The organism is Pseudomonas sp. SST3 (genome assembly GCF_003325755.1).
Genome location: NZ_QORI02000225.1, coordinates 1 through 1593 on the forward strand (window position 1 = coordinate 1; position 1593 = coordinate 1593).

Genomic DNA, 1593 nt, shown 5'->3' on the forward strand with positions numbered 1-1593 from the left:
CTGTTACATGCAACTGCACGACATTGAAAGAGAATTGTCCAAATACAAGGATGATCGGTTCGGAACTACTAATTACGGGCAAGGCGTTAGATATGGTAAGTTTGCCGTTATCAGTGTTTGCTGTGCGCTATTTAGTGCAGAAAGGGATGCCTACAAAAATACTAAGAATCATGTACTTCAGGTTTTAGCCAATTGGCTAGATTTTGAGAAGTATGCTATTGGCAGGCCTATGAACTATCTTTATTTTCGCGTATACACAGAGGAAGAAAGCAGCATAACTACGCAGGAGCTTAATTTCGAAGGCTATTACAAAGGGCGCACCTTAAACAAGGACATTCGGGGTTTCTTTTTCGCCGAACAGGATCTTGAGTAGCTAGGAAAAGGGGCAGATATTTAGCTTTCCTGTGCTCGCTCAGATAAATAATCCTGTCACCTTGCTCATCGTAGATTTGCAATCAATTCACAAGGTATGAATCCATGCAGCTAACGACACCGCTCGTTCCAACTTATACCCACATGCTAAAAACCCTCGCAGTGACGTAGGGCGGACAACGCTTTTTTCGTCCACGCGGCGATCCCTTAATGGCGACGCCATGCTCGAGACTGTATGCGATGTCCGCGTGCTCGCCCGGAGGGTGCCTTCGAGAAAAAGGGGACAGATTTATTTATCCATCCCCTCCGTGCCACTGACTGCTCTCAATCAAATAGCAAACCGCGGCACGATGCTCCGGCATCAAATCCAGCCATGTTGCGCTCAGCTTCAACGGCCCTCTCTTGTGGCTCACCCGTTCGGCACGACCTCGTAGGGCGTATTGCTGAAGAAGATGTTGCGCCAGTCCGGGCGCCATTGAGGGATGCTCAGGGTAAAGCCATGGGTGCACTTGTCGAAGGTGATCCAGGTCACGCCCAGGCTTTGGCTGTCCTCGCTCGTCCGCATGTCCACTGAGCGGCTGGTAAAGAGCGGGCTGCGAAATACCTTCGACTGATCCGCACGGTCGACGATGCGCAGATACGACAGGCCACCGCCAGGGGCCAGCAAGCCCTGTACCGGCACGCTTTCGATCAAATGACCACCTTGTGGGCTGACTTGCGAAACCGACGGCGGCGCGCTCAGCGCATCGGCCAGTCTCCAGCCAAAGAGCAGGGCGAGCGCGGCGAGAAGGCTGGATACAACGAGAATGGCTTTGTTCATGTCAGTGTTTCGGCAGGGTGATGGCGGGCGTGCCAGGTGGCAAGGGTTCGCGTAGTAGATCGGAAAATACGCGGAAGTCTCCGCCTCGTTTGTATCTGGCCCGGTAGTCGGCGAAATGACTGTTCAGCACAAGCATGTAGCGTTTGCTCTGTTCGTCTATGTAGCGCCTTTGATTCTGCGCACTCATGCCGAACAACGACTGCTGCATGATGCCCCTGGAAACCGCATCGACGCCGGCATTGTGCGCTGTGGCCGCCAGCAGGCTGGGAGCGATACCATCGAAGTTCCAGAAGCCCAGCGGCTGGCTGAACACTGAGCCATCGTCGTTGAAGTCGTAGTTGTCCTCGGCATAGAACAGCAATGTTCTCGGGCGAAACAGAATGCGATCAGCATGCCGAGGA

At 53.2% G+C, this 1593-nt stretch carries 3 protein-coding genes; 1 reads left to right on the plus strand and 2 read right to left on the minus strand.

Features of this window, described 5'->3' with window-relative positions:
• Positions 1–373: hypothetical protein (locus DQ405_RS26850; protein WP_206678950.1), on the plus strand; the 373-nt coding region annotated here is incomplete at its 5' end.
• A gap of 408 nt (positions 374–781) precedes the next feature.
• On the opposite strand, the gene DQ405_RS26855 is transcribed toward DQ405_RS26850, so the two are convergent.
• Together DQ405_RS26855 and DQ405_RS26860 are read right to left on the minus strand one after the other, a co-directional pair.
• Entirely contained in the window at positions 782–1192 is a 411-nt protein-coding gene (locus DQ405_RS26855; RefSeq protein WP_168426507.1) for a hypothetical protein, read from the minus strand.
• A gap of 1 nt (position 1193) precedes the next feature.
• Positions 1194–1593, minus strand: a 400-nt coding sequence (locus DQ405_RS26860) for a DUF6402 family protein (RefSeq protein ID WP_241730242.1), incomplete at its 5' end; no start/stop codon positions are given.